Origin of the sequence: Serratia liquefaciens, from assembly GCF_027594825.1 — a bacterium.
Classification (GTDB): domain Bacteria; phylum Pseudomonadota; class Gammaproteobacteria; order Enterobacterales; family Enterobacteriaceae; genus Serratia; species Serratia liquefaciens_A.
This window is the reverse complement of sequence record NZ_CP088930.1, coordinates 98,167-120,025: the sequence shown is the minus strand read 5'-3', so window position 1 is coordinate 120,025 and position 21,859 is coordinate 98,167. Positions and strand designations below refer to the sequence as shown.

Sequence of the window (21,859 nt, the reverse complement as noted above, 5' to 3'; positions counted from 1 at the left end):
GATACCCGGCCGAATTTATTTTATTCGCCACGAATTGGCACTTGGGATTATTTTTATTTTATCGAATTAATCAGATTGTCTTATCTATAAATATTCCCGCCCATACAAAGTATCGACGCTTAAAAAACATTCCCCTTTTTAATAAAACCGCCAGATTTATCTTAACTTCACTCGTGATGTCGAATGGGTACAGGCCCACCTTGCGACGTTGAAAAAGTGACTGGTTCCCCCTCCGCAGAGGGGGGAACATCAGGTTAGCCTTTAACCTGCGAAACGACGTTCAACGGCTGGGCATCAGGTAAGATATTCATATGTTCCAATACCTGCGCCATGATCTTGCCGAACACCGGGCCAGCCACCGAACCACCGAAGTGCTTGCCGGCTTTCGGGTTGTTGACCATCACCACCAGCGCCACCTGCGGATCGCTGGCCGGTGCCACGCCGGCGGTGTAGTTAATGTAACCGCCGTCGTATTTGCCGTTGGTGCCCATTTTCTCTGCGGTACCGGTTTTAATCGCCAAACGGTAACCCGGCACCGCCGCGCTGACCCCACTGCCCCCCGGCAAGGCATCGCTTTCCATCATATGCACCACGGTTTTTACCGTTTCTTCCGGCAAAATGCGCTGCCCCATCACCGGTGGCGTCACTCGGGTGATCGACAATGGCCGATAAACGCCATAGGAACCGATGGCCGCGTATTCGCGTGCCATCTGTAACGGGGTCACACGCAAACCATAACCAAAGGAGAAGGTTGCGCGTTCGATGTCAGCCCAGCGTTCACGGTGCTGCGGCAAATAACCGCTGCTTTCGTTGCCGATGCCCAGGTCAGTCGGCCGGCCCAATCCAAAGCTCTTGTAAACCGCAGGCAGTACGGTGGCGGGCAGCGCCAGCGCAATATGTGAAACGGCGATGTCGCTCGATTTTTGCAGCACGCCGGTAATGGTCAATTTCGACCAGTGGCCAACGTCTTTGATCAAATGGCCATTGACCCGGTAAGGCGTGGTGTCCAGTACGGTATCCGGCTTAATCAGCCGGTGCTCCAGCCCGACCATCACCACCACCGGCTTCACGGTAGAACCCGGTTCGAAACTGTCGCTGCTGCACACGTTGCGGATATCTTTGGCCGGAGTATTGGCGTAGTTGTTCGGGTTGAATGACGGATAGCTGGCCATCCCCAGCACTTCACCGGTATTCACTTTTACCAGCACCGCACAGCCGGAATCGGCCTGGTTTGCCACCACGCCGTCGCGAATTTGCGCGTACAGCACGTACTGGATGAATTTATCAATACTCAGCGTGACATTCGGCGGCGGCACGGGATCGACGTTCTTGATCACGCCAATCACCGCCCCGCTGCCGTCCTTCTGGTAAACCCGCAGGCCGTTCTTGCCTTGCAACAGGTGGTTAAAGCCCAATTCGATCCCTTCGAGCCCCTGATTGTCCTGCCCGACAATGCCGATCAGCCCGGCGGCATCCTGGCTCATCGGGTAAAAGCGGCTGAAGTCCTGTTCGGTACTGACCCCGGTCAAATGCAGCTTGCTGATGTAATTGGCATTATCATCCTCGACCTTGCGGGCCAGATAGACAAAACGCTTGTGGGCGTTAGCCTGGATCAGCCTTTGTACCTCGGTTAGCGGCATTTTCAGCACGTTAGCCAGGCTCTGCCAGCGTTCATTGCCAATATCGGTATGGGTGTCGAGAATGTGCTTGGGATCCAGCACGATATCTTTCGAAGACACGCTGACGGCCAAGGCCTCGCCGTTGCGGTCGGTGATCATCCCCCGGTTGGTGGGCAACACCTGAGTGCGGATCGAACGCTGATCCGCCTGGTCCGCCAACTGCTGATGTTCCAGCAGTTGCAAATAGCCGACCCGAAAGGCCAGCAGGAAAAAGCAGACCAGTATCCCACCGCAAATCCAGCCAAAGCGAAGGGTTGAATAATTTTTACCGCTTTTTTTTGTTGATGGCGCCACTGTTAACCCTGCGTTTTTATTAACGTTATGCGATTATTTCAGTCTACCCTGACAGAAATAGTGAGAAGATTGCAGTTTGTAAGAAAGTAAAAACAAACGCGTTTACTGTTGCACATCCGCGCTGTCGTTTAACTCCGGTTTAACTTTCTGGTTATCCTCGGGCTGTGGGACGTTGGCCGGGTCAAATATATGGTCGAGGATCGCCCGGGCCGTCGGCCCGGCTACCACGCCGTCACCACCGCCGTTTTCCAGAATTAGCGCCATCGCCACCCGCGGATTTTTATACGGCGCGAACAACGTATAGAAAATATGGTCGCGCAGCCGCACCGGGATCATTTTGGCGTTATAAGTCTGATTCTCCTTCAGACCGAACACCTGTGAAGTCCCGGACTTGGCGGCAATCTGATACGGCGCAGTATGGAACAGCTTATAACCGGTGCCGTTTGGCAGATTGGCCATGCCGTACATGCCATTGCGGACAATGCCCCAGTACGGCGATTTGGCATCGCCAATCTGCGCACTCTCTGCCGGTGGCTGGTAGCGGCTCACCAGGTTGCCCTGCCGCATGGAGTACAACAAATGGGGCGTTTTCACCTTGCCGTTGTTGATCAGCGTTGTTAGCGCCTTCACCATCTGGATCGGCGTAGCCACCCAATATCCCTGGCCGATGCCTACCGAGATGGTGTCCCCCTGATACCAGGCTTTTTTATGCACCCGCCGTTTCCATTCGCGGCTTGGCAGCACGCCGCGATACTCTTCGTTCAGGTCAATCCCGGTTGCCTGACCGTAACCAAACTGGCTCAGCCAGCTGTGAATACGGTCAATGCCCATTTCAAACGCCACCTGATAAAAGAAGGTATCGGCGGACTCTTCGATTGCCTTGGTCACGTTCAGCATGCCGTGACCGGTTTTAAGCCAGTCACGATAACGGCGTTGGGTGCCCGGTAAGGTCCAGGTCGGGGCGCCAAAGAAGGTGGTGTTGGGGGTGATCACCCCGGCAAACAGCGCGGAAGTGGCCATGTAAGGCTTCACCGTGGATGCCGGCGGATAGAGCCCCTGCGTGACGCGGTTGATCAGCGGCAGGTCGGGGTTGCTCAGCAGCGCTTTATACGCGGGATAGCTGATGCCCTTGACGAAAGGGTTGGGATCGTAACTGGGGCTGGAGACCATGGCCAAAATGCCGCCGTCGCGCGGGTCTTCCACCACCACTGCCGCACGCTGCCCTTTGAGCACCGATTCGATATATTGCTGCAGCGGCAGATCGAGCGTCAGGTATATGTTTTTGCCCGCCTGTGGCGGTTGTTCTTTCAGCAGGCGTATCACGCGGCCGTGGTTATCCACCTCCACTTCCTGATAGCCGGTGGTGCCGTGCAGCGCTGACTCGTAATAGGCCTCGATGCCCTGTTTGCCAATATTGTGGTCGGCGGCATAGTTCTCGCTGAGGCCCGCCTTGTCCAGCCGCTTCAAATCGCTATCGTTGATCTTCGACACGTAACCTACCACGTGGGCCAGTTCGGCACCGTAGGGATATTCCCGCTGCTGATAGGTGTCAATCGTCACCCCGTCGAAGCGGTATTGATTAACCGCAAAGCGCGCCACCTCGGTTTCCGTCAGCCCGCTTTTCAAGGTGACCGGCTTGTAGCGGCCGTTGTGGTGCATATCATCGCGAAAAGCGGCGATATCTTCGGGCGTCAGATCGACAATCGGCGTCAGCGCCTGCAGCAGCGCGGTCATATTGTCGATTTTGCTGGGGATAATCTGGATCTGGTACAGCGTAATGTTACGCACCAGCGGGATGCCATTGCGGTCGAAAATCAGCCCGCGACTGGGGGCAATCGGCACCATCTTGATGTCGTTCTGGTTGGAACGCGTCTGGTAGAACGCATGCTGTTTTACCTGCAGGCGGTACAGGTTGAGGATCAGCACGCCGAAACAGGCGACGACCAACACCATTGCCACGCCGGCGCGGCGTATAAACAACATTTCTTCGGCGGAATGGTCGCGAATTTTATCTTTTAATAGGGCCATACGTGGCGAGTTACCTGTCAGACGTCACATTTTCCCAAGATAAATCAGGGCAGTGAAAAGTCGGCAAGCATAGCGTTATTGGTTTGCGCTCCCCATTAAAAGGTTGCTAATGAAATGGCATAAATGTTTCAGCATGTTGGAATGTTACCAAATGGCGATTTTTCTCCCGCTCAGGGATTGAGCAGCGATTTACCCCAGTGCTACAATGTGACGCAGATCACACTATTTTCACCCATTGCCCTGACCTTCCGGCCGCTCGCCGGGAGCAGCTTTATCACCAAGGATCCCGTTCGATGAGTGCCATTGCCACAGGTTTTATTATGATGCGCTGGGAGTTGCTTAGCGCCGTTATGATGTTTATGGCCAGCCAGCTAAACGTCGTTTGCCGTAAGACCAGCCGCAACGGCATGGCATTTATGTTCAGCAGCCTCGGGTTGTTCACCACCTGCTGGTTTGTGATGGGCCTGATGGGTATTAGCTTCAGTCAGGAAGGCTTTACGCAATTCTGGTCCCACGCCTGGGACATGTATGTCGAGGTCGTCAGCAATACTCCTACCGATTGGCCACTGCCCTGAGTCAATATCAGCAGGCGAAGCGCTGCCCGCTTTGCCTGCCGTGTTAATCCATTATTTTCACCTGTCCTACTCAAGCACTATTGGCTACGCCACCTTATGGCAACGCACCGCCGTGCCGCCCAAATTGACCCTCAAACTTTGCGGTCGCTGGCACCCCTCGCCGGCGTAAGGGCAACGTTCGCGAAAAAAGCAGCCCTGCGGCAACTGACGGTTGCCCGGTAATTCGCCTTTGCGGTCTTCAATCGCGCTGTCGCCCAGCGAGCGGCCGGTACGGGGCACCGAATCCAGCAGCAAGCGGGTGTAAGGATGCTGCGGCTGACGCAACACCTGTGCGGTCGGCCCCAGTTCGACAATCTGCCCCAGATACATCACCGCAACCCGATCGCTCATGTGCTGGATCACCGAGACGTTATGCGAGATCAGCACATAAGTCAGGTTGCGCTGGCGTTGCAGCTCCACCAAAAGATTGAGGATCTGCGCCTGCACCGAGATATCCAGCGCCGAGGTGGGCTCGTCCAGCACGATGATGTCCGGCTGCGACGACAGTGCGCGGGCGATGGAAATACGCTGCCGCTGCCCGCCGGAAAATTCGTGCGGCAACCGGTCAATCGCCTCCGGCCGCAGCCCCACCTGTTGAGCCAGCTCCGCCGCCTGCACCCGTCTTTCCGCCACGCTGTTGTGTTGTTGCACGTATACCGGCTCGGTGATAATCCGCCACACCGGCAGGCGTGGATCGAGCGATGACTGCGGATCCTGAAACACCATTTGCATGCCGCTGCCAAACCAGGAACCGGCATTGCGCGCCCGCAGCAGCTCGCCACTGCTGGGCTTCAACAACCCCATCAGCAACTGCGCCAGGGTACTTTTACCGCACCCTGATTCACCGACGATGCCCAAGGTTTCGCCGCGCATAATGTTCAGATCCAGCCCATTGAGCGCATGAACATACTCTCGTGGCTTACCGCGCCAGTTATAGCTGGCGGGGAAACGTAGTCGCACGTCGCGCAGTTCCAGCAGTGCCTCAACGTTCATTTTGCACCTCCAAATCGACAGACTGCGGATGCCAACAGGCCACCCTTTGGGTCGGCTCCGACACCAATGGCGTAAGCTTCGGCGTATGCCGACACTGAGCATCAGCATGGCGGCAACGGTTACTGAAAGCGCAGCCTGGCGGTAACGCGCTCAGGTTGGGCACCGTACCGGGGATCGCCTGCAGCAGACTGCGCGGTTCGGCACGCTCCGGCGCCGCCAGCAATAACCCAATGGAGTACGGATGACTGGGATGCTCAATCACATTGGCGGTCGTGCCACTCTCAATCACGTGTCCTGCATACATTACATACACCCGGTCGCAAAGTTGCGACACCACCGCCATATCATGAGTGATAAACAGCACCGCCGTGCCGCTGGCTCGCGCCTTCTGCTGCAGCAACCGCAACACCTGCCGCTGGACCGTGACGTCCAGCGCAGTGGTGGGTTCGTCGGCAATGATCAGTTCCGGTTCGCAGGAAAATGCCATGGCAATCAGCACCCGTTGACGCATGCCGCCGGACAGCTCAAACGGATAGCGCTCCATCACCCGCTGTGCATCGGCAATCTGCATTTCCTGTAACAGCTGAATCGCCTTGTCACGAGCCGCCGAGGCGGAAAGTCGCTGGTGCAGGCGGATCACCTCACACATCTGGCGGCCGATCTTGCGCGTCGGATTGAGCGCGCTCATGGGTTCCTGAAAAATCATCGACACCCGTGCACCACGCAGCTGGCGCATTTGCCGCTCGCTGGCGTTGAGCACGTCGGTGCCGAGCATCTCCAGCGAACCGCCGGTCACGCTGTAACCCTCTTCCGCCAGCAGCCGTAACGTCATCATCGCAGTGACCGACTTGCCGGAGCCGGACTCGCCCACCACGCCGACGATTTCGCCCGCCTTAACCTGCAGCGAGACGCGATTGAGCGCCTTGACGCTGCCGCCGTAAACCGGGAACTCCAATTGCAATTCATCGATTGATAAAACGGTGGTTTCACTCATCAGCGCCCCCGGGTTTTAGGATCCAGCAGGTCGCGCAGACCGTCGCCGAACAGGTTGAAACCGGTGGCGGTGATCAGGATCGCCGTACCGGGGAAGGCCGAATACCACCATTGGTCGAGCACATAGTTACGGCCATTGGCCACCATAGCGCCCCATTCGGCGGTCGGTTGCTGGGCACCCAGCCCGATGAAGCCCAGCGTCGCCGCCATCAGGATCGCGGTACCGATATCCAGCGACGCCTGCACCACCAACGGCGGCATCACATTGCGCAGCACGTGCCAGCCAATCAGATGCCAGCGTGAAGCGCCAAAGGTGCGCGCCGCCTGCATATAAGCCTGATGACGCAGCGTTAACGTCTGTCCGCGCGCCAGCCGCACGTAGAAAGGAATGCGTACCACGGCAATCGCCAACATGGCGTTGAACAAACTGGGGCCCAACGCCGCTGCCAGCGCCATGGTAAGCACCAGTGACGGCACGGACAGCATGATATCCATGCAGCGCATGATTAACGCATCGATCGTTCCGCCCATCACGCCGGAGAAACAGCCGAGCAGCGAGCCAATGCCCCCTGCCAATACCACCACCGCCAGCCCGGCGGCCACCGATTGACGGCTGCCGACCAGGACCCGGCTAAAGAGATCGCGGCCCACCTCGTCCGTGCCGAACCAGTGTTCGGCAGAAGGCGGTAACAGACGCGCGGTAAGGTCAATGGCATCCGGGTTATGCGGCACCAGCCACGGCGAGAACAGCATCAGGAACAGCACGGCGATCATGATGGCGGCCCCCAGCAGCGTCAGCGGACTCCGTCGGACCCGGTACCAGGCGCGGCGCAGGCTGACATAGCGCAATACGGGCTCCGCCAGCGGCGGTTGTTCGGTTTGAGTCATGGTCATTATCCCTCGCGCCCCATTCTTGGGTCGATCCACAGGTAGAGCAGATCGACGATCAAATTAACCATCACATAGGCAAAAGAGACCACCACGGCAAACCCCATCACCGCCGGAAAATCCAGCGCCTGAATGGAATCCACCACGTAAGCGCCCATGCCCGGCCAGGCGAATACCGTTTCGGTCAGCACCGCACCATAGAGCAAGTCCCCCAGTGCCAGTCCCAATACCGTTACCGAGGGGATCAGCGCATTGGGCAAGGCGTGTCCAAGCACCACTCGCCAGTGCGAAAGGCCATTAGCGCGGGCGGTGCGGATATAGTCTTCCCCCAACTGTTCGAGCATCGCCGAGCGGATTTGGCGCGCCACTACCCCAAGATGAACAAAGGCTAACGTCAGCGCCGGCAGGATCAGGTGCTGCAGGCTGTTCCAGAATGCCTCGCCGTTACCGGTCAGCAAGGAGTCCAGCAGGTAAAACCCGGTGATGTGGGTGGGTGGATCCAGCCAGTCGTCCAACCTGCCGCCGCCGGGCAACAGATTCAGTTGACCGTAGAACAGGATAATCACCCCCAACCCCAGCCAGAACGCCGGGGTGGAAATGCCGGTCACCGACAACAGCCGCACCAGATGATCGGGCCATTTATTGCGATAAACCGCCGACACCACCCCAAGCGGGACGCCAAACGCGATCGCCAGCAGCAATGCGCAAAAAGCCAGCTCCAGCGTGGCGGGAAAGAAGGCGCGCAGATCTTCCAGTACCGGCCGTCCGGTGCGAATGGAAGTCCCCAAATCGCCATGCAGCAAATCCAGCACATAGCGGCCAAATTGCACATACAGCGGCTGGTCCAGCCCCAGCTGTTGGCGAATATGCTGGACGATTTCCTCGCTGGCGCGGTCGCCGGCCAGCAAGCGCGCCGGATCGCCGGGGATCAGGTGCGAGATGGTAAAGGTGATCACGCACACCCCGAACATCACCAGCACCAACCCCCAGCAGCGCTGACGGATAAGGCTCCAAACGTTCATAGCGGTTTCCCATGGTGCAGGGGCAGCCAAACGGCTGCCCGAAAAAAATTACTTGCTCATCTGCCCAACGTTGAACACCTGCTCCAGCATCGGGTTATACACAAAGCCCTTCACCTCTTTGTTCATCGCCACCTGATAGTTTTTCTGGAACAGGTAAACGTAGGCCGCCTGGTCGATGACGATTTTCTGCGCCGCCTGATAATCGGCGGTGCGAACCTGCTGATCGGACACCGATACCGCTTTCTTCAACAGGGCATCCACCTGCGGATCGCTGTAGAACGACCGGTTGCCCGGCAGCCCTTTCTTGTCGGATTCAAACCAGTAGTTCATGAACATATAGGGGTCGGCGAAATCCGGGCTCCAGTTGCCAATGGCGATATCGTAATTGCCCTGACCGATGCGATCCCGCATGGTGGCGTTGGCCAACTTCTCCAGTTTGACGTTGAGGCCGACCGTCGCCAGGCTGGCCTGCACCGACAGCGCAATCGCCTCCCAGTTAGGATCGCTGATCGAATACAGGAAGTTCAGTGAGGCCGGCTTGTCTTTCACCGCCGCCAACGCCGCCTTGGCCTTGTCCGCATCCTGGCTGTACTGCTGGGCATTGGCGTCATAGCCCCACATGCCCTCCGGGATCGGGCCGCGCATCTGTTTGCCGTTCCCCCCGAGAATGCCCTTCACCATGCCCTGATAATCCACGGCGTAAGAAATGGCGCGACGCAGATCCACCTGGTTAAGCGGCGCTTTGCCGTTGTTGAGGTACAAGTAGGTTACCCGCAGCGACGGATACTCGTTGACCGCAACCTTGTTTTCACTTTTCAGCGCCGTGAGCTGGTCAATCGGCAGCGATTCGGCAATATCCAGGTCGCCTCGGGTCAGTTGCAGACGGCGGGTGGCGCTTTCGCCGATGATTTTCACCGTGACGCGTTTAAACGCCGGTTTGGCGCCGCTGTAATGCGGGTTCGGCACCAGCACCAACTGCTGGCCCTTCTGCCAGCGATCCAGTTTGTACGCCCCAGAGCCGGCGCTATGGTTCGCCAACCAGGCCTTGCCCTCGTCCGCCGGATTCGCCTTGGCAATCGCCGGGTTAACGATACCGGCGCCGTCATTGGCCAGGGTGTACAGGAACGGCGCAAACGGCGTTTTCAGCGTGAAACGCACCGTCAACGGATCCACCACCGTGACCTGCAGGTCTTTGGGGAAGGCCTCTGATGGCCCCTGACCAATCTTCATCAGACGTTCAAACGACCATTTGACTGCATCGGCGTTCACGTCCGAACCGTCATCAAACTTGTTGCCGGGTTTTAGCTTAAAGGTCCAGACCAGTTGGTCGTCTGAACTTGTCCAGCTGTCGGCCAGTTCCCCCTCTACCTGGGTCGACCCTTTTCCGCCTTCGGTCTTGTACTGCACCAGTCGCTGGTAGGCTGGGTAAGTCACCGTCCAGTCGTTGTTATCGATAGTTACCGCCGGATCCAGCGTTTGCGGGTCCGCCGCTTTGCCAATCACCAGCATGTCCTTGGGCACCGCCGCCTGTACCGACCCGACTGCCGTCAGGCCCAACGTCACTGCAGCCGCCAGAGCGGCGTATTTGATCTGATTCATAAACAAAGCTCCTGATGCGTTGAATGTGTGTTGTTTTAATCGTAAGAAAAACAGCCGAAGCGATCGGCCAGCAGCGGATAATCCCCGGCGTTGGGCAGCTCAAAGTGCCACCATTCGCTGGCGATCCCGCGAAAACCTCCGGCGGCCATCACCGCATTCAGCAGTAGCCGGTTGCGCTGCACCTCCGGAGGGAAGTCGGGGTAAAACGGATGTGATTTTTCGCTCATCTCATCAAAGCCGGTGCCCATATTCAACGCGGCCCCCGCGGCGTCCAGCAGCGTCACGTCGATCGCGACCCCCCGGCTGTGGTGCGAACCGGTCTGGGTGCTGGTGACATACTGCGGATCCGGACAGGCTTGCCACAGCAGCGCCTGCGCCTGCTGCGGCCGGTAAGCATCGAACACCAGCAGGGAAAAACCGGCCAGCCGTGCCGCCAGCAGGCAACGCGTCAGCCCCTGCACCGCATCGGGATGGAGCAGGCAGCGGCTTTCGCGGTAAATCGGCCGGCCCGTCAGGTTGTCGGCGCCGGCATATTTCAACTCAATAGGCAGATCTGGGAAGACTTCGGCCAGATCGGTTAATGTTACGTTGTCACTCATTGCGTTTTCCCATGCGGTTAAGATTCAAATTGCCCCAGCTCTTTTTGCAGAATTCGGTTGCTGGCCAGCCGTTGCTCGACCGCTGCGCCGCCCTGTTCCAGCACCGAAGACAGCAGCAGGTTGAACAGGCAACTGAGCGGTGCCAGCGAGTCCCAAAACTGACCGGTGTCGGTTTTTACCTGCAGCAGGTCGATCGGGTAATCCCGAGCCCAGGGACAGTAAATATCGGTAATCAGCGCCAGCCGCAGCCCACGCGCACAGGCCGCCTGACAGTATTTTTGTGCGATGGTCGAATAAGCGCGCGTGTCCGTCAGCACCAGGTACGGAGCACTGAATTCCGAATTTAGCGACTCCACATAGGTGCCGGACAACCCGTCCGCGTAATAGACCTTGGGCCGCAGATATTCCAGATGGCTGTAAAAGGCATTGGCGATGCCGCGCGTCGACTGAATGCCCATGACAAACACCGCTTCCGCCTGCGCCAGCTGGCGGCTGACTTGCGCAAAGGCTTCGCCGCCGGCCAATTGGTAAACGTGTTCGATCGCTTCCAGTTCCAGCGTTAATGACTGACGTAATTTTTGCGGTTGCGGCTGTTCGCGCCGACGGCGGTAAGCCCCCAGACGGTCGGTCACGCCCCAGGGTTGATGCAAAGCCGTACCCTGCTCGCGCAAGGTGCGCTTTAAGTCCTCAAGGTTGCGGTAACCCAGACTGCGCAGGTAGCGCCCGACCGAAATGCCGCTGGTAGCAGCACTGCGAGCTATGCTGTCAGCGGTCTCAAACGGCACCTGCGCCAAATTGGCCAGCAGATATCCGGCAATGCGTTTCCCGGTGGGGGTTTGCACCGCAAATGACGCTTCTATTTGTGCAATCACATCTGGATGCTCAGCCATAGTTCGCCCGCTGTTGTTGAGTTGTCACCAAACCCCACTTTGTTACTCAGATAACAAAGCGAGATGATGACAATGCATGGCCTGTGCCAATTGCGGATTGCTGAGGGAAATTTCACGCGCGGCGGCGTACGGCGACGCAGGAACGACAAAAACCTGCGGTTACAACATAGTCATCAGTTGATAACTATTGCACAACATTTGGGCAATGCATCGCACGATGCACCACCCTGAACCCTTAATTTCAATTTTATGACCAGGCTTGCGAAACCAATGAAAATGTCTGTGCAACATCGCAATCCGGTCTATGGGGCACACCGCGCACCATGATGGTCGGCGTATCGACGCAGGGTAAACCGCGCCCGGCCAGCCAAGGGCTGAGGCCGCTGGCCTGAGGAGTATCCACTCGCACAAACTCCCCCTGGCAAGACAGGCATAAGGCATCAACCATGGCAATAGCCCCTGTTAGCTCAGGCGCCACCACTGGGCCAATCATGTAGCCGTGACCAAAACGACGGCGGAAGGCAAATCCGACGATAATCCCCTGCTGTTCCAACACCAGTGCCTGTTCGGCGTTTGCCAATATTGCGGCCAACAGGGGTTGGCGGCTCAGGCCGCTGGCGGCGAAATCCAGCGCAACCAGGGTGGCAAGATCCTGCGGCAATGCCGGACGCAAAGTTAACCCCGGAGGCAAAGGCGCGCTACGGCGTGCCGGCATCTCCCGGCATTGGTGCTGCGCCAGCAATCCCTGCTCGATAAACCCCAATTGCCGATACAGCGGCTTGCCCTGATCGGTCGCCACCAGATGAAGCTGATAGTCGGCCAAAGGGGCTATCAACCGCTTCAGCATGGCTCTGGCGATGCCTTGCCCACGATGTTGCTCGGCGACAATCACCAACCCCAAGGTGGCGCGCTGCTCGCCCCAACGCCAGCGCAACGCACAGCCAACCACCTCTCCGGCGGATTCAGCGATCACTCCGTCCCCCAATGACCACGCCTGCTGCCAATCTTCCAGCCGATGAGGCCAGCGTATTTTTTGCGACAGCACATGCGCGGGCGCTACATCGGCCGCCCCCATCTCTCGCAGCGTAAACGTCATTAGCCACTTCTCCTGAACAAGTCTGATTGGCTGCTATAGCACCATGACAACCTGGCCGATGGCAATCGGCAAACTTGCGCCAGCGGAAATAACTCGCCAGGGGGGTGTAGTTAGGGGGCAATTTGGATGTCGAAAATTATTGAGAGTCGTTCATTGGAATTGGATACTTCAGCTTGATTTCAGGAGCATCAGCTAACTTCCTTCCTGAACGGGCCATTAGATACCCCGCAATTTCCTCAAATGTCAGCTCGACATGCAGCATATCTGGATTTTGAAACCAATGATTTGGCCAAAAAATAAGATCGGATGGATTGCCATGAAAATTTTCCTCAAGCAATGAAAGAGCAAAATTTTGTTCGGATTCCTTAGCTTTTACGTCACAGACACAGGTAATAGTTTGAACCAGTTCATCCCAGGTGAAATCCTCATAAAACCTTTCCAAGTTGAAAGCCATATGGGTGAACTCCTTTGCACTAGTCCATGATGAGAAATCCCTGAAATCTGAAAATTCATATGGGCATGTTACCTGGTTGTTCCACTCAGCCATCATCGTGTTTAATACTGCATCATCTTCACTTACGCCCTCATCAATTTTCGAAAGTATCTGTTCAACTTCAATTACCAGCTCTTTGATTTTTTTGTTACTAACTTTAGTCGGTCTCATACGTTCCGGTAGAGGCATCGTTCTAATCCCTTACGAAAAATCAATAATAAAATCAGTTAAGTGCAGTAAGCTTAAATCAAATGTAATGCCGTTGAAAACCAGACATCACTTTTTCACCTGAAAAATCCGGGATCCCGGTGGGTTGATGGCGGATTATTTGGGGCTGCGCGTAGTGTTTTTCGTTACTGAAGGGCTGAATGAGTGACAGGGCCGCCAGAGCGGCCCTGTCGCGTTAGAACATGGTGTTGTCGTTGGCCGATGTCTCCGGCACTTCCTGATTGACGTCCCAGTGCTCGGTGATCTTGCCCTGATTGTTCACTCGATAAATATCCACGCTGGCGGTACCGCGGTCTTGCGGATTGTTTTTATACAACACGTGGACATACACCAGGTCGCCGCTCACGGCACTGCGGTATATTTTCGCGCTGAACTGCGGGTTATCTTTAAAATTCTGGCTGAAGAAATCCAGGAAGGGTTTGATGCCATCGCCAACGAACGGATTATGCTGCTTGTAGTTTTCCACAATCAGCCGCTGCGCCACGCTGATATCATGCTTATTAAAGAAGCCGGCGTACAGATCTTCCACCACCTTTAATTTATTTTGATCATGAATGTTTTTATTTCCAGCGACTTTATGTGGCTCGCTATTTTTAACCGCCAATGCAGGGTAATTGGCCAGCATGCTGCCGACGATAACCAAAGGGATAAATACCTTTTTCATTGTGGCTCCTTTATTTTCCTGAATGACCTATGATTTTCAATTGCCCTTTCAGATGGGTGAAGGTCCCATCCTTACTGGCGATATTGGTATAGACCTCACCCCGCTGGAAATCCTCGACATGGGTGACATTGTCGCCGGATTTGGGTTCGCTCCAGTAGACCATATAAACCCCGGTGCGGATCTCAACCGCGGTATATTGCACGGTGTCGGTCACGCCCTGTGAGGCCGCGCCAATCCCCGTAAAGGTCATGGTTTTGTCGTCGGTAAAATCCAGCTTGAAAGCAAAGTCGCCGAAAGTGACCTGCACGGTTTTTCCGACGGCAATAAACTGCGAATGAATTCGCTGAGCCGCTGTCTCCTTATTTGGCATATTGATATTCTCCGCCATTGCCGTAGGCAATATCATCGTCATTCCCAGGGATATTAACGCCGCCATCCCCACCCTTGTTAATTTACCCATAGTTCCTTCTCCCTTTCCTTGGTTGAAAACGAGAATCATTATTATTTTACCGTGAAGAGGGGAATATAAGAATTGTCTCTATTTAATTATAGAGTTTCAGCAACCATGAGTTTGCTAAGTTAATAAAGAAAGGAAATAACGAGTGATAGACATCACTTTTATCTTAATGACAGGAATAACCATAGTTAATCTAAGAACAGTTCGAGAACAATGAGCTTATTAATTGAAAATTTGAATAAGCTAATAATAAAGTCTTCTAAAAATATTTACCCCCTCCTGCGGAGAGGGTATTCAGCAAGCGGCAATTAATCGCGCAACCAGGGGGTAAAGGTGACGCCAATCAACAGCCCTTCTGGGCTGAGCAACCGGGTCACGCTCTGGCCCCACGGCTCTTGGCGATTGGCCACCAGCAGTCGATAGCCACGGTCAATCAGCCCCTGGGTAGCCACTGCCATGTCGGCAACATCAAACTCCATCCAGGCCTGCGGCACCGGCAGGTCCGCCGGCCATCGATCGCTGCCGAAACACGACTGCGCGGCCTGCGCCAGCGGCCAGAGAGCAAAGTGCTTCACGCCTTCCAGCGCGCCGTGCTCGCTCAGCAGATAATCGGCATTGCCTTCCATCGGCTTTAACGGCAACCCCAGGGCATCGACGTAAAATGCCTTGCTGTGCTCTGTTTGTTGGGTAATGGGCCCAAATCCGGCGACAAACAACACGCCAAGTCCTGCGAACTGCTGTTCCATGTTCTCTCCTGTTGAAGTTAACGTCCCTGACGCCGCTGCGTTGGGGAACATCCATAGGCCACTTTGAAGCGATTGCTGAAATGACTGGCGGAGCTGAAACCGCACTCCAGCGCTATCTGCGTCAGCGGCAGTTGGCTGTGGCGCAGCAATTGCTCCGCCTGCTGTAGCCGTGCGCGCATCACAAACTGATGCGGTGCCAGGCCGGTGTCATGTTTGAACATGCGGGCGAAGTGAAACTCGCTCAGCCCCGCCTGCGCGGCCAAATCGGCCAATACCAGCGGCAGATCCAGATGCTGCTCGATATACTCCTTCACCCGTTTGGCAACGGCGGGTGCCAGGCCACCGCGTACCTGCGGCAGCGTCCATTGCAGTTCGCTGTAGCGCTGAACCAGACAGGTCATCAGCAACGTGGTGGCGCTGCTGATGGACAGCTGATTGGCCCGTTCCTGCCAGTTGCAACTGAGTAGAAACTGGCGATACAGCAAGGTGATTTGCGGGTCTTCGGCAAACGCGTTAGGCACCAGATTTATCGACGCCGGGCTGCGGTCCCAGATTTGTTCCGCCACCTGGCGCAGGTGCTTGTCGGTGCAGTAAAGGTGGACGAAAGACAGATCGCTGCGTACGTCCCAGGTCGATTCATACTGGCGCGGCATAATGCAGAAACGATCAGGGCCGCCGCCGTTTCTCCACCCTCCGGGCACTTTTTGATAGCACTCGTAACCGTCAGCGACATACAGGCTCAGAGTATGGTGCTCCGCGCTTTCCTGAGTAATGCGGTCGTCACGGTTGGACCAGGCGGCCAGTTCCACCCCGCAGCTTAATCGCACACTGTCGTGCAACTGCGCTTTATGTTCCCGCAGCGTTTCAAACGCCTTGTATCTGGACATTACCGACCCCGCTTTGCTCAATCTTTCCAGTGTAGAGAGTGGCGCACTGCCACACCAGCCATCAGCACGCGCTTTTGCCAAAAAAAGCGCAAGAATATGCAATTGCTCGCAAAGCGCTGAAAGCGCGGTGGCATACAGCGGCGGATACTGAACCTATCCATTTTGCCGGAGTTAATTATGAACGTGCTGTTGTACCTTGCCGTGGTGCTGATTTGGGGCACCACCTGGATTGCCATTACCCTGCAACAGGAAGGCCCGGTGGCCATTCCCGTTTCCATCAGTTACCGTTTCGTGGTTTCCGCCGCGTTGATGTTGGTCATTCTCCTGTTGGCACGGCGCCTGCGTCGTATCGCCCCCCGCGACCATCTGTTTTGCGTCATGCAAGGCTGCTGCGTTTTCGGCTTTAACTTTTACTGTTTTTACCATGCCGCAGCCTACATCAGCAGCGGGCTGGAATCGGTGATTTTCTCGATGGCGGTGCTGTTCAATGCCGTTAACGGCATTATTTTCTTTCGTCAGCGCCCCAGCCCCAACCTGCTGCCGGCAGCGGTGCTGGGCCTGACCGGAATTGTCGCCCTGTTCTGGCAAGATTTGATGGCGACGCAAATGGCGCCGGACCTGTTGAAAGGCATCGGGTTGAGCGCCCTTGGCACCTACGGCTTCTCTTTGGGGAATATGATCAGCTCCCGCCACCAGCGGCGCGGGCTGGACATTCTTTCCACCAATACCTACGCCATGAGCTACGGCGCAATCCTGATGGCGCTGATTGCTTTGGCCCAGGGTGCGTCATTCCAGATTGAGTTCAGCAGCCGCTATATCGGCTCGTTGCTGTATCTGGCGATCTTCGGGTCGGTGATTGCCTTTGCGGCCTATTTCAGCCTGCTGGGCCGCATCGGCGCCGGGGCGGCAGCCTACAGCACCCTGCTGTTTCCCCTGGTGGCACTGACCATTTCAACCCTGTATGAAGGCTATCAGTGGCACACCAATGCGGTGATTGGCCTATGCCTGATCCTGCTTGGCAATCTGGTGATGTTTGCCAAACCGGGCCGGTTTGCTGGGTTATGGCGGCGCCCGGTGGCATAACCCAAAGGGCATTATGGTGCAGTAACCCGACCTACAACGGTGCACTATAATGCACCGATTTATTTTAATTAAATAAAATCAATGAATTAAAAGTTGGCATGTTTTCTGCCTTGTTCTCTGCGCAGCTTAATCAACAAGGAGAACAAACACATGCAAGAAAGCGATACCTTAAACGTGAAACGTAGGCAGTTACTGAAGCTCTCTGGGGCCCTGGCCGGCGGTATTGCGCTGGTGGGACTGAACCGCAGCGCATTGGCGGACATGGCACCTGGAGAAGCGCCTTTCGTCACGCCCACGGCAGATCATCCAATCCGCATCAACTTTAACGAAAACCCTCTTGGCATGTCGCCCAAAGCACAGGCCGCCGCGCGGGATGCTGTAGTGAAAGCCAACCGTTATGCCAAAGATGAAATTATCGCCTTGCGCAACAAATTGGCCAGTCAATATCAGGTGCCGGATACGGCCATTCTCCTGACTGCCGGTTCCTCCGAAGGGATACGCGCGGCGGTAGAGGCTTACGCCACGCTCGATACCCAACTGGTGATCCCTGAACTGACCTATGGTGACGGCGAGCATTTCGCCAAAATTGCCGGCATGAAAATCACCAAAGTGCCGATGCTCGACGGATGGCAGTTCGACATCAACGGGCTAAAACAAGCGGTAGCAAACTACGATGGCCCCTCGCTGGTGTATCTGGTCAACCCGAATAACCCCACCGCCACTATCACTCCGGCAGATTTGATCGAACCCTGGATCGCCACCAAACCGCCAAATACCCTGTTTATTGTCGACGAGGCCTATGCCGAATTCGTCAACGATCCACGCTTTCGTTCGGTCGGCCCGTTGTTTAAGCAAGGCGCGGATAACATTATCCTGCTGAAAACCTTTTCGAAAATTTTCGCCATGGCTGGCATGCGCGTTGGTTATGCAGTAGCGCAACCGGCGATTATCGCCCGCCTGGCGAACCACGTTGCCGGCGAGAAAATCAATTTCTGCGGCGTCGATGCCGCCCTGGCCTCGCTGGACGATCGGGCATTTATTGCCTATAGCAAAAAAAGCAACGATACGTCACGCCAAATCCTGCTGGATGCGCTGAAGGCACTGAACATCCCCTATCTCCCCTCAGAGGGAAACTTCGTGTTTCACCAGCTCGGCGTGCCGCTAAAAGAGTATCAGCAACATATGAAGGAAGCCGGCATATTGATTGGCCGCGCTTTCCCACCGGCTGATGCCTGGTGTCGTATCTCGCTGGGCACCCCGCAGGAAATGACGTTTGTCGCTAAAACGCTGCATGAATTTCGCGCCAAAGGTTGGGTGTAATTACCTTGTTACGCACGCCCTTGCCACCGGTTCGCCGGTGGCTACAATTCCTGCATTAAGCGCCGGCGAAAGGGTCTTCGACCCTCCCGAGATTAAACGGCGTCACCACGCTTATCCTTGAAAAGGCGTGCGTGACGATATTGCCGGGAACAAACCCGTGGTATTGCAAAATGGCCTGGAAGGCATTGCGCGCGTCCCGTTGCAAATCGTGGTCGATTACCGCATCAATCCTCTCTTGTGCCAGCAGTTGGCGATTTTCCTGATCCAAATCGTGGCCGATAAACGCCGCCAGCGGCCGCTGTTGCCGGTTGAACGCTTCGACAATCGCAGAATTCCCCCCTCCAACGCTGTACACCGCGTGAATATCCGGATGGCTGCGCAACATTTCCGTTACCCGCGCCAGCGTCGGTGCATGGACCCCCAGACCACCGCTAATGTCCACCACGCTAAGGTGCGGTGCCCTTTCCCGCAGCCATTGACGGAATCCCCCCTCTCTTTCTTCTTCGCCGCGAAAACCCTGGCTGCTGATCACCACGGCCACCCGCTGTGGCTGCGGCGGCAACCAGCGAGCCATCAGATAAGCTGCCGTACGGCCCGCCGCTCGGTTATCCATGCCGATATAGCTGATGCGCCGACTTTGCGGCAGATCGGTCACTATGGTCACCACCGGTATGCCCTGCTGCTGTAACAAACCGACGCGGTCATTGAGCAATTGCTCATCGCTCACCTTCAGGATCAACCCATAGGAGCCCTGACTACGGCAACGCTCCAGCACCTGCTGCAGTTCAGCGGTGCCGATCTGTTCAAAAATATGAAAGCGCAGCGTAATGCGAAACGGCACGAAGGCACTTAACTGGCTACACAGTGCATCTGTAACCAACTGACTGAAACGCTGCGGCGTGTGCATCACCACGTCGATCGGCAGCGTACGGCCGCTGGCAAGCCCGCTGCGCTGCTGATTCTCCAAATCCTGCAGCGCCTGTTCAATGCGCCGCAGCGTTTGTTGATGCACCTTGCCGCGCTGATGCAGCGCGCGATCGACCGTTGCCTTGCTGACACCCGCCTGCGCAGCAATTTGTTTGATAGAGAATTTCATACCGCCGCCAAATTGAGGTCTTTTTGAGGTTTCAGTGAGGTTTTGTTAACAAAATGTAGATGCTAGGGTTAGCAATAGCAAGATGAAGATAAAAACAAACCATTGATTTTTAATATCAAAAATTATCTGAGGCTGACGCAATGCATGAGAATGTAAACACAATGTTTTCCGGAAACTATTACGTGGTGACGGGGGCAACCCAGGGGCTGGGCGCTGCGGTGGCACAACTGCTGGCCGAGCGCGGGGCCGCCGGGCTGATGCTTTGCGGCCGCAATCAGAAAGCGGGTGCCGCCCAGGCAGAGAAGTTGCGCGCTACCGGCTGCGATGCCCGATTCGTCACCGCTGACATTGCCGACCCGGCAGCCTGCCACGACGTCATTGCCGAAGCGGAAAACGCTTTCGGTACCCTGCATGGGTTGGTTAACTGCGCCGGCATGTCCGACCGCGGTACCATAATCGATACCACGCCAGAGCTGTTTGACGCGATTTTCGCCGTCAATATTCGCGCGCCCTTCTTCCTGATGCAGGAAGCCATCAAAGTGATGATCAAGCATCAGGTCGCTGGCTCCATCGTTAACATCATTACCATTACCGCGCACGGCGGTCAGTCGTTTCTCGCTCCTTATGCCGCCTCAAAAGGCGCACTGATCACCCTGACCAAAAACGTCGCCTTTAGCGCCATGCGCAACCGCATCCGGGTAAACGGCCTGAATATCGGTTGGATGGACACGCCACATGAGCATGAAATTCAGCGCCAGTATCACGACGCCGATGAGAATTGGTTAGCACAGGCGGAACGGCAACAGCCGTTTGGGCGTTTGTTGAAACCACGGGAAGTGGCGCGTGCGGTGGCGTTCTTACTGTCTGAGGAGTCGGGAATGATGACCGGCGCGGTTGTCGACTTCGATCAGGGGGTGATTGGCTGCGGCGACGGCGGTTCACCCAAACCGGACCACCCGCTGAGCCTGAACTCGGGAGCACATCATGACTGAAACTCTTTTTTTACAGCCTGACCGGCTTTCGGTTGATGACTTTGGCCAGACATGTGAGCAGTCGCTCACATTGAATGAATATCCACTGGCGGCCGACGCGCAAAAAAACGTGCTGATTTATCATGCTGGCACGCTGATTGAGCGTGCGCAAACCGATAAAACTGCGGTGCTGAGCGAACTGCACCGGGCGCTATCCGCCGGCCCCGGCGTGCTGGTGATTAAAAACACCTATCCCGACAAGAGCATCATAGAGCGCCATAACCGGGTTTTCGAGGCCATTTTCCAGGAAGAAGCCGCCAGAGGGAACGCGGGCGATCACTTTTCTGCCGCCGGCAATAACGGCCGCATCTGGAATTCGCTGCAAAAGGCCGCCCAGCACGATCCCGACGCCTTTATTGACTACTACGCCAACCCTGTACTGGCGTTGGTCAGCGAAGCCTGGCTCGGCCCCTGGTATCAAATGACGGCGCAGGTCAACGTAGTGCGTCCTGGGGGAAAGGCGCAGCAACCGCACCGTGACTACCATCTGGGCTTTCAGGAAAATCAGGACGTACAACGTTTTCCGTTGCCGTTGCAACTGCTATCGCAGTATCTGACGTTGCAAGGTGCTGTAGCGCATTCTGCAATGCCGCTGGAGTCCGGCCCAACTCAATTACTGCCGTTCTCGCAACAGTATCCTGGCGGCTACCTGGCCTGGCGACGTCCGGATTTTATCGACTATTTCCAGCAACATGCCGTACAGCTGCCGCTGGAGCTGGGAGACGCACTGTTCTTTAACCCGGCGCTGTTCCATGCTGCGGGCAACAATGTCACCCGCGACCATGTGCGCATTGCCAATCTGTTGCAGGTCTCATCGGCATTCGGCAAGCCGATGGAAACCGTGAACCGCTTGCATCTGCTGCAGCAGATCTATCCGGCGTTACTGCGGCGCTATCAAGCAGGAGAGCTGCTGGGTGCGGAGTTGGCGGCGACCGTCGCGGCGGCGGCAGACGGCTACTCTTTCCCCACCAATCTGGACAGCGATCCGCCGCTGGCCGGACTGGCTCCGCAGACCCAGCAACAGTTGCTGATGCAGGCGCTGCAGGCGGATTGGGCCCCCGCGCACTTCAACAAACAGCTTGAACGCCAACAGCAGTTGCGCAGTGCCTAGCGTTTCATGCCTCCTTTTCATCGGGGAGGCATGACCTTTACGGCTATA

Annotated in this window: 21 protein-coding genes; 5 read left to right on the top strand and 16 right to left on the bottom strand. The window is 56.2% G+C overall.

Annotated features, from left to right (window positions below; genetic code table 11):
- Window positions 1-254: 254 nt before the first annotated feature.
- Together LQ945_RS00535 and mrdA are read right to left on the bottom strand one after the other, a co-directional pair.
- Window positions 255-1,973: a penicillin-binding transpeptidase domain-containing protein gene (locus LQ945_RS00535; protein ID WP_262239886.1), complete on the bottom strand. Its 1,719-nt coding sequence runs from the start codon at window positions 1,971-1,973 to the stop codon at window positions 255-257.
- Window positions 1,974-2,075: 102 nt separating this feature from the next.
- Window positions 2,076-4,001 carry a penicillin-binding protein 2 gene (gene mrdA, locus LQ945_RS00530; RefSeq protein ID WP_270102023.1) on the bottom strand — a complete coding sequence of 642 codons (1,926 nt, stop codon included), beginning with the start codon at window positions 3,999-4,001 and terminating at the stop codon, window positions 2,076-2,078.
- 293 nt (window positions 4,002-4,294) lie between these two features.
- Between mrdA and LQ945_RS00525 the strand changes: the two genes are divergently transcribed.
- Window positions 4,295-4,576: a YjcB family protein gene (locus LQ945_RS00525; protein ID WP_020826830.1), complete on the top strand. Its 282-nt coding sequence runs from the start codon at window positions 4,295-4,297 to the stop codon at window positions 4,574-4,576.
- 84 nt (window positions 4,577-4,660) lie between these two features.
- On the opposite strand, the gene LQ945_RS00520 is transcribed toward LQ945_RS00525, so the two are convergent.
- The 13 genes from LQ945_RS00520 to LQ945_RS00460 all read right to left on the bottom strand — a co-directional run bounded on the left by LQ945_RS00520 (window position 4,661) and on the right by LQ945_RS00460 (window position 16,170).
- Window positions 4,661-5,608, bottom strand: a complete 948-nt coding sequence (locus tag LQ945_RS00520; protein WP_270102022.1) for an oligopeptide/dipeptide ABC transporter ATP-binding protein — start codon at window positions 5,606-5,608, stop codon at window positions 4,661-4,663.
- Complete coding sequence (locus LQ945_RS00515) at window positions 5,598-6,602, bottom strand: ABC transporter ATP-binding protein (protein WP_270102021.1); 1,005 nt, start codon at window positions 6,600-6,602, stop codon at window positions 5,598-5,600. The genes LQ945_RS00520 and LQ945_RS00515 overlap by 11 nt, the downstream gene beginning before the upstream one ends.
- The gene (ddpC, locus tag LQ945_RS00510) at window positions 6,602-7,489 is read right to left on the bottom strand and encodes a D,D-dipeptide ABC transporter permease (RefSeq protein WP_044552926.1); all 888 of its coding nucleotides are present in this window, start codon (window positions 7,487-7,489) and stop codon (window positions 6,602-6,604) included. The genes LQ945_RS00515 and ddpC overlap by 1 nt, the downstream gene beginning before the upstream one ends.
- A 5-nt stretch (window positions 7,490-7,494) precedes the next feature.
- Window positions 7,495-8,511 (bottom strand): ABC transporter permease, encoded by a 1,017-nt coding sequence (locus LQ945_RS00505; protein ID WP_044550981.1) that lies wholly within the window; start codon window positions 8,509-8,511, stop codon window positions 7,495-7,497.
- A gap of 48 nt (window positions 8,512-8,559) precedes the next feature.
- Entirely contained in the window at window positions 8,560-10,110 is a 1,551-nt protein-coding gene (locus LQ945_RS00500) for an ABC transporter substrate-binding protein (protein ID WP_270102019.1), read from the bottom strand.
- Window positions 10,111-10,145: 35 nt separating this feature from the next.
- Entirely contained in the window at window positions 10,146-10,709 is a 564-nt protein-coding gene (ddpX, locus tag LQ945_RS00495; RefSeq protein ID WP_270102018.1) for a D-alanyl-D-alanine dipeptidase, read from the bottom strand.
- A 17-nt stretch (window positions 10,710-10,726) separates the two neighbouring features.
- Window positions 10,727-11,599 carry a MurR/RpiR family transcriptional regulator gene (locus LQ945_RS00490; RefSeq protein ID WP_044550974.1) on the bottom strand — a complete coding sequence of 291 codons (873 nt, stop codon included), beginning with the start codon at window positions 11,597-11,599 and terminating at the stop codon, window positions 10,727-10,729.
- Between the two features lie 247 nt (window positions 11,600-11,846).
- Window positions 11,847-12,695 carry a GNAT family N-acetyltransferase gene (locus tag LQ945_RS00485; protein WP_270102017.1) on the bottom strand — a complete coding sequence of 283 codons (849 nt, stop codon included), beginning with the start codon at window positions 12,693-12,695 and terminating at the stop codon, window positions 11,847-11,849.
- Between the two features lie 136 nt (window positions 12,696-12,831).
- Window positions 12,832-13,377 (bottom strand): hypothetical protein, encoded by a 546-nt coding sequence (locus LQ945_RS00480; protein WP_270102016.1) that lies wholly within the window; start codon window positions 13,375-13,377, stop codon window positions 12,832-12,834.
- A gap of 214 nt (window positions 13,378-13,591) precedes the next feature.
- The gene (locus LQ945_RS00475; RefSeq protein WP_270102015.1) at window positions 13,592-14,080 is read right to left on the bottom strand and encodes an ester cyclase; all 489 of its coding nucleotides are present in this window, start codon (window positions 14,078-14,080) and stop codon (window positions 13,592-13,594) included.
- Window positions 14,081-14,090: 10 nt separating this feature from the next.
- Window positions 14,091-14,540, bottom strand: coding sequence for a MoaF-related domain-containing protein (locus LQ945_RS00470; RefSeq protein ID WP_044552924.1), 450 nt, complete (start codon window positions 14,538-14,540; stop codon window positions 14,091-14,093).
- A 305-nt stretch (window positions 14,541-14,845) separates the two neighbouring features.
- Window positions 14,846-15,283, bottom strand: coding sequence for a glyoxalase/bleomycin resistance/dioxygenase family protein (locus tag LQ945_RS00465; protein WP_044550955.1), 438 nt, complete (start codon window positions 15,281-15,283; stop codon window positions 14,846-14,848).
- 17 nt (window positions 15,284-15,300) lie between these two features.
- A complete protein-coding gene (locus LQ945_RS00460) occupies window positions 15,301-16,170 on the bottom strand; it encodes a helix-turn-helix domain-containing protein (protein ID WP_044550953.1) in 870 nt (289 codons plus the stop codon).
- A gap of 177 nt (window positions 16,171-16,347) precedes the next feature.
- Between LQ945_RS00460 and LQ945_RS00455 the strand changes: the two genes are divergently transcribed.
- Window positions 16,348-17,253: a DMT family transporter gene (locus tag LQ945_RS00455; protein ID WP_269934577.1), complete on the top strand. Its 906-nt coding sequence runs from the start codon at window positions 16,348-16,350 to the stop codon at window positions 17,251-17,253.
- 150 nt (window positions 17,254-17,403) lie between these two features.
- Window positions 17,404-18,573 carry a pyridoxal phosphate-dependent aminotransferase gene (locus tag LQ945_RS00450; RefSeq protein WP_270102014.1) on the top strand — a complete coding sequence of 390 codons (1,170 nt, stop codon included), beginning with the start codon at window positions 17,404-17,406 and terminating at the stop codon, window positions 18,571-18,573.
- Window positions 18,574-18,628: 55 nt separating this feature from the next.
- Here LQ945_RS00450 and LQ945_RS00445 read toward each other — a convergent pair whose 3' ends face one another.
- A complete protein-coding gene (locus LQ945_RS00445) occupies window positions 18,629-19,669 on the bottom strand; it encodes a LacI family DNA-binding transcriptional regulator (RefSeq protein WP_270102013.1) in 1,041 nt (346 codons plus the stop codon).
- A gap of 161 nt (window positions 19,670-19,830) precedes the next feature.
- Here LQ945_RS00445 and LQ945_RS00440 point away from each other — a divergent pair, with 161 nt between their 5' ends.
- Window positions 19,831-20,661, top strand: a complete 831-nt coding sequence (locus LQ945_RS00440) for an SDR family oxidoreductase (protein WP_270102012.1) — start codon at window positions 19,831-19,833, stop codon at window positions 20,659-20,661.
- Entirely contained in the window at window positions 20,654-21,811 is a 1,158-nt protein-coding gene (locus LQ945_RS00435; protein ID WP_270102011.1) for a phytanoyl-CoA dioxygenase family protein, read from the top strand. The genes LQ945_RS00440 and LQ945_RS00435 overlap by 8 nt, the downstream gene beginning before the upstream one ends.
- Window positions 21,812-21,859 lie beyond the last annotated feature (48 nt).

What these genes read in the sequence shown, in the direction of transcription:
- LQ945_RS00515 (WP_270102021.1), bottom strand. Translation starts at nt 6,602, where the DNA reads ATGAGTGAAACCACCGTTTTATCAATCGATGAATTGCAATTGGAGTTC.
- LQ945_RS00465 (WP_044550955.1), bottom strand. Translation starts at nt 15,283, where the DNA reads ATGGAACAGCAGTTCGCAGGACTTGGCGTGTTGTTTGTCGCCGGATTT.
- ddpC (WP_044552926.1), bottom strand. Translation starts at nt 7,489, where the DNA reads ATGACTCAAACCGAACAACCGCCGCTGGCGGAGCCCGTATTGCGCTAT.
- LQ945_RS00525 (WP_020826830.1), top strand. Translation starts at nt 4,295, where the DNA reads ATGAGTGCCATTGCCACAGGTTTTATTATGATGCGCTGGGAGTTGCTT.
- LQ945_RS00520 (WP_270102022.1), bottom strand. Translation starts at nt 5,608, where the DNA reads ATGAACGTTGAGGCACTGCTGGAACTGCGCGACGTGCGACTACGTTTC.
- LQ945_RS00485 (WP_270102017.1), bottom strand. Translation starts at nt 12,695, where the DNA reads ATGACGTTTACGCTGCGAGAGATGGGGGCGGCCGATGTAGCGCCCGCG.
- mrdA (WP_270102023.1), bottom strand. Translation starts at nt 4,001, where the DNA reads ATGGCCCTATTAAAAGATAAAATTCGCGACCATTCCGCCGAAGAAATG.
- ddpX (WP_270102018.1), bottom strand. Translation starts at nt 10,709, where the DNA reads ATGAGTGACAACGTAACATTAACCGATCTGGCCGAAGTCTTCCCAGAT.
- LQ945_RS00445 (WP_270102013.1), bottom strand. Translation starts at nt 19,669, where the DNA reads ATGAAATTCTCTATCAAACAAATTGCTGCGCAGGCGGGTGTCAGCAAG.
- LQ945_RS00460 (WP_044550953.1), bottom strand. Translation starts at nt 16,170, where the DNA reads ATGTCCAGATACAAGGCGTTTGAAACGCTGCGGGAACATAAAGCGCAG.
- LQ945_RS00505 (WP_044550981.1), bottom strand. Translation starts at nt 8,511, where the DNA reads ATGAACGTTTGGAGCCTTATCCGTCAGCGCTGCTGGGGGTTGGTGCTG.
- LQ945_RS00435 (WP_270102011.1), top strand. Translation starts at nt 20,654, where the DNA reads ATGACTGAAACTCTTTTTTTACAGCCTGACCGGCTTTCGGTTGATGAC.
- LQ945_RS00490 (WP_044550974.1), bottom strand. Translation starts at nt 11,599, where the DNA reads ATGGCTGAGCATCCAGATGTGATTGCACAAATAGAAGCGTCATTTGCG.
- LQ945_RS00440 (WP_270102012.1), top strand. Translation starts at nt 19,831, where the DNA reads ATGTTTTCCGGAAACTATTACGTGGTGACGGGGGCAACCCAGGGGCTG.
- LQ945_RS00475 (WP_270102015.1), bottom strand. Translation starts at nt 14,080, where the DNA reads ATGAAAAAGGTATTTATCCCTTTGGTTATCGTCGGCAGCATGCTGGCC.
- LQ945_RS00480 (WP_270102016.1), bottom strand. Translation starts at nt 13,377, where the DNA reads ATGCCTCTACCGGAACGTATGAGACCGACTAAAGTTAGTAACAAAAAA.
- LQ945_RS00470 (WP_044552924.1), bottom strand. Translation starts at nt 14,540, where the DNA reads ATGGGTAAATTAACAAGGGTGGGGATGGCGGCGTTAATATCCCTGGGA.
- LQ945_RS00500 (WP_270102019.1), bottom strand. Translation starts at nt 10,110, where the DNA reads ATGAATCAGATCAAATACGCCGCTCTGGCGGCTGCAGTGACGTTGGGC.
- LQ945_RS00455 (WP_269934577.1), top strand. Translation starts at nt 16,348, where the DNA reads ATGAACGTGCTGTTGTACCTTGCCGTGGTGCTGATTTGGGGCACCACC.
- LQ945_RS00450 (WP_270102014.1), top strand. Translation starts at nt 17,404, where the DNA reads ATGCAAGAAAGCGATACCTTAAACGTGAAACGTAGGCAGTTACTGAAG.